The following is a 4,382-nucleotide window of genomic DNA, read 5'->3' on the forward strand; positions in this document are numbered from 1 at the left end:
GCCGTTGACCTCGCTGCCGACCGCCGCCTTGGGCCTGGCCGCCGGCCGGCGCGCCAGCGGCACGCTGACGCTGAACACGCTGCCCTTGCCCGGCCAGGAACGCACCTCCAGGCGGTGGTCGAGCACCCGGCACAGGCCGTCGGCGATCGCCAGGCCCAGACCCAGGCCCTTCTCGGCGCGGGTCTGGTGGCTGTCCAGGCGCTTGAACTCCTCGAATATCACCTTGCGCTTGTCCTCGGGGATGCCGGCGCCGCGGTCCCACACCTCCAGGCGCAGATGCTGGCCCTCGCGGCGCACGCCGAGCACCACGCGGCCCTTGGCGTAGCGGAAGGCGTTGGTCAGGAAGTTCTGCAGGATGCGCCGCAGCAGCTTGCTGTCGCTGTCGACCCACTGCTTGCTGCCGCGCACGCGCAGGTCGATACCCTGTTCGGCGGCCAGCACGCCGAACTCGGCGGCGAGGGTGTCGAACAGGCTGGCCAGGGCGAAGGGGTGGCGATCCGGAGCAATGCGACCGTTCTCCAGGCGCGAGATGTCCAGCAGGTCGGTGATCAGGTCTTCGGCCGAGCGCAGCGCGCTGTCCAGATGGCGCACCAGTTCCTGCGCCTCGTGCGGCAGCGCCTCGTCCTGGTGGGCCAGCGCCGCGGAGAACAGCCGCGCGGCGTTGAGCGGCTGCATCAGGTCGTGGCTGACCGCGGCGAGAAAGCGCGTCTTCGACTGGTTGGCGGCCTCGGCGTGGGCCTTGGCCTCGGTCAGCGCCTGGTTGAGCTTGGACAGCTCCCGGGTGCGCTCGGCGACCCGTCGCTCCAGGCTCTCGTTGGCTTCCTTGAGCGCACGCTCGGCCTCGCGGAATTCGGTGATGTCGGTGAAGCTCATGACGAAGCCGCCGCCGGGCATGGGGTTGCCGATCAGCTCGATCACCCGGCCGTTGGGGAATACCCGCTCGTAGCTGTGCGCGGTGCCCTGGCGCATCCAGTACAGGCGCTTGGCCACGTTCTCCTCGACGTCGCCGCCGCCGAGCATGCCGCGTTCGGCGTTGAAGCGGATGATCTCGGCAATCGGCCGGCCGACGTAGATCAACCCCTCGGGGTAGTCGAACAGCTCCAGGTAGCGGTGGTTCCAGGCCACCAGGCGCAGGTTCTGGTCGACCACGCTGATGCCCTGGGTGATGTTCTCGATCGCCCCCTGCAGCAGGGCGCGATTGAACTGCAGCACCTCGGACGCCTCGTCGACGATGCGCACCACGTCCTCGACCTGCATCTCGCGGCCTTCGATGGCCGCCTTGACCACCGCGCGGGTACTGGAGGCGCCGAGCACGCCGGCCAGCAGGCGTTCGGTGTGGGCGATCCATTCGCTGTTGGCCGGCTGGTTGGCCTCGAACGGCTTACCCTGGCGCTCGGCGAAGCGCACGAAGCTCTGCCGCGCGCGCTCCTCGCCGACGAAGCGGCTGGCCAGCAGCAGCAGGTCCTCGACCTGCACCGCCAGCAGGCTGCGGTTGCTCGGTTTGGTGCCCAGGTCGTGGCCGATGAAGCGCCCGGCCTGCCAGTGCTCCGACACCCGCGTGCGGGAGAACCAGGAGACCCAGGCGAACAGCAGCAGGTTGCCGGCCAGCGACAGCACCACGCCGCGGGTCAGCGGGTCGACCTGCAGACCGATGGGCGCGTAGAGCAGGGTGCTCAGCCCGGGGAAGCTGGCCAGCGACCAGCCCATGCCGCGCGCCGCCAGCGGCAGCACCAGGGTGTAGAACCACAACAGGGCGCCGAAGATCAGCCCGGCGAACACGCCGCGGCGGTTGGCCTGTTTCCACACCAGGGCGCCGAACATGGCCGGCGCCAGCTGGCCGATGGCGGCGAACGACACCTGGCCGATGGTGGCCAGGCTGGCGCCCTCGCCGAGCAGGCGGTAGCAGACGTAGGCCAGCAGCAGGATCAGCACGATGCTGACCCGGCGCGCGGTGAGCATCCAGTGGCGGAAGGCCTCGAACGGCCGCTCGGTGCTCTGCCGGCGCAGCAGCCAGGGCAGCAGCATGTCGTTGGAGATCATGGTCGACAAGGCGACGGACGCGACTATCACCATGCCGGTGGCGGCGCTGGCGCCGCCGATGAAGGCCAGCACCGCCAGACCCGGATGAGCCTCGGCCAGTGGCAGGCTGATGACGAAGGAGTCCGGGGTGATGCCGGCCGGCAGCAGCATCTGCCCGGCCAGGGCGATGGGCACCACGAACAGTGCGGCCAGCACCAGGTAGGCGGGAAACACCCAGCGCGCCAGGCGCAGGTCCTTGGGTTCGATGTTCTCCACCACGGTGACGTGGAACTGCCGCGGCAGGCAGACGATGGCGATCATCGCCATGCCGGTCTGCACCAGCAGCGCCGGCCAGTTCACCGCCTCGTTCCAGAAGGCGTCCAGTTCGGCGGTGTTGTGCGCCTGATCGAGCAGGTCGTTGAAACCGTTGTACAGGCCGAAGGTGACGAAGGCGCCGACGGCGAGGAAGGCCAGCAGCTTGACCAGCGACTCGAAGGCGATCGCCAGCACCATGCCGCGGTGGTGCTCGGTGACGTCGAGGTTGCGCGTGCCGAACAGGATGGTGAACAGCGCCAGCGCCAGCGACACGATCAGCGCAGTGTCCTGGGCACTGGTGCCGGTATCCAGCGCGTGCTCGCCGATCAGCAGGTTGACGCCGAGGACGATGCCCTTGAGCTGCAGGGCGATATAGGGCAGCACGCCGACCAGGCAGATCAGCGCCACCACCACGGCCAGCGACTGCGACTTGCCGTAACGGGCGGCGATAAAGTCGGCGATCGAGGTGATGTTCTCCTGCTTGCTGATCATCACCATCTTCTGCAGCACCCAGGGCATGCTCAGCAGCAGGATGATCGGCCCCAGGTAGATCGGCAGGAACGACCACAGCTGTTCGGCGGCCTGGCCGACCGCGCCGAAGAAGGTCCAGCTGGTGCAATAGACCGCCAGCGATAGCGAGTAGACCCAGGCGCGCACCTTCGGTGGCATGGGCGTGCTGCGCCGGTCGCCATAGAAGGCGATGGCGAAGAGGATGGCCATGTAGATCAGGGCGACCGCGGCGATCAGCCCGGGGGACAGCGACATGCGGACTCCGGAACGCAGGAGAGAACGGAACGCCGGCACGGCCGGCGGCGATAAGCAGCAGTGTTGCACCAAAGCCCGCGCGCGTCAGTTGCGACCAAGGTCGCAGCGAGCGGGGCAGCGCAGGCCAATTGTGCCGCAGGCGCGCGCCTGATAGCGTGACCGGCTTGCGAGGCTGTCCGAGGAGGGACCCTATGTTCAAGCCGCAACTGGTGACTCTGCAACGCGGCGCCCTGCGCCTGGAGCCGCTGGCCGACGCCGATATCCCGGCGCTGGTGGCGCTGGCCGAGGCCAATCGCGACGAGCTGCTGTACATGAGCGGCACCCAGCGCCTGGACTGGTATCGCAGCGCCCTGAGCGATCTGCGCGAGTTGCGCGCCTTGCCGTTCGTCATCCGCCTCGGCGAGCAGCTGGTCGGCACCACCCGCTTCGGCGACTTCATGAACAACCTGCCGGCCTGCGAGATCGGCTGGACCTGGCTCGACCGCGGCCAGCACGGCAGCGGGCTGAATACCAGCATCAAGTACCTGATGCTCAAGCATGCCTTCGACAACTGGGGCATGGTCCGCGTGCAACTGAAGACCGCCGCCAGCAACCTGCGCTCGCAGCGCGCCATCGAGAAGCTCGGCGCCGTGCGCGAGGGGCTGCTGCGCAACCACCGGCGCCTGGCCGACGGCCGCCTCGACGACACCGTGCTGTACAGCATCACCGATCAGGAGTGGCCGCAGGTGCGCGAGAAGCTGGAGGCGCGCTTCGGCGCCTGAGCCATGCAGCCGTTGGCGGGAGGCGAACGCGCGCGGTTCAGCGCCAGCGACGATCTGCACGGGCTGGAGCTGCTGTCCGCGCGCTTCATCGAGCACCGTTTCGCCCCGCACGTGCACGACGGCCATGTGATCGCCGTGCTCGAAGCCGGCGCCGAGCGCTATCGCTATCGCGGCGTCGACCACCTGGCGGGCGCCGGCAGCATCGCCTTGCTCAATCCGGACGAGGTGCACACCGGTTCCAAGGGCGTCGAGCAGGGCTGGCAGTACCGGGTGTTCTACCCGCAGCCCGGCACCTTCGAGGCATTGCTGGCCGAGCTCGAACTGCCGCAGACCACGCCGCCGATGTTCCAGGATACGGTGCATCACGACCCGGTCCTGGCGTCGCGGTTGAGCGCGCTGCACCGCTTGCTGGAGGATCCGCACAGCGAGGCGCTGCAGCGTCAGACCCTGTGGCGCGAGGCGATGCTCGAGCTGCTGCAGCGTTACGCGCGCCAGCCGGCGCCGCGTGGCGTCGGCCAGGAA

The 4,382-nt window shown here is 68.8% G+C and carries 3 protein-coding genes; 2 read left to right on the top strand and 1 reads right to left on the bottom strand.

The genetic code is table 11. From position 1 onward, the window contains the following. Positions 1–3,099: PAS-domain containing protein (locus tag N878_RS13460; RefSeq protein ID WP_021444173.1), on the bottom strand; the 3,099-nt coding region annotated here is incomplete at its 3' end. Between the two features lie 191 nt (positions 3,100–3,290). Here N878_RS13460 and N878_RS13465 point away from each other — a divergent pair. Beyond that, entirely contained in the window at positions 3,291–3,860 is a 570-nt protein-coding gene (locus tag N878_RS13465) for a GNAT family N-acetyltransferase (protein ID WP_021444174.1), read from the top strand. 3 nt (positions 3,861–3,863) lie between these two features. Beyond that, on the top strand, positions 3,864–4,382 hold a 519-nt coding region (locus N878_RS13470; RefSeq protein WP_021444175.1), incomplete at its 3' end, for an AraC family ligand binding domain-containing protein.

This window comes from Pseudomonas sp. EGD-AK9, from assembly GCF_000465935.2.
Lineage (GTDB): Bacteria > Pseudomonadota > Gammaproteobacteria > Pseudomonadales > Pseudomonadaceae > Aquipseudomonas.

Bases quoted from the DNA above. Each gene is read 5' to 3' on its own strand.
- N878_RS13465 (WP_021444174.1), top strand. From the start codon at position 3,291: ATGTTCAAGCCGCAACTGGTGACTCTGCAACGCGGCGCCCTGCGCCTG.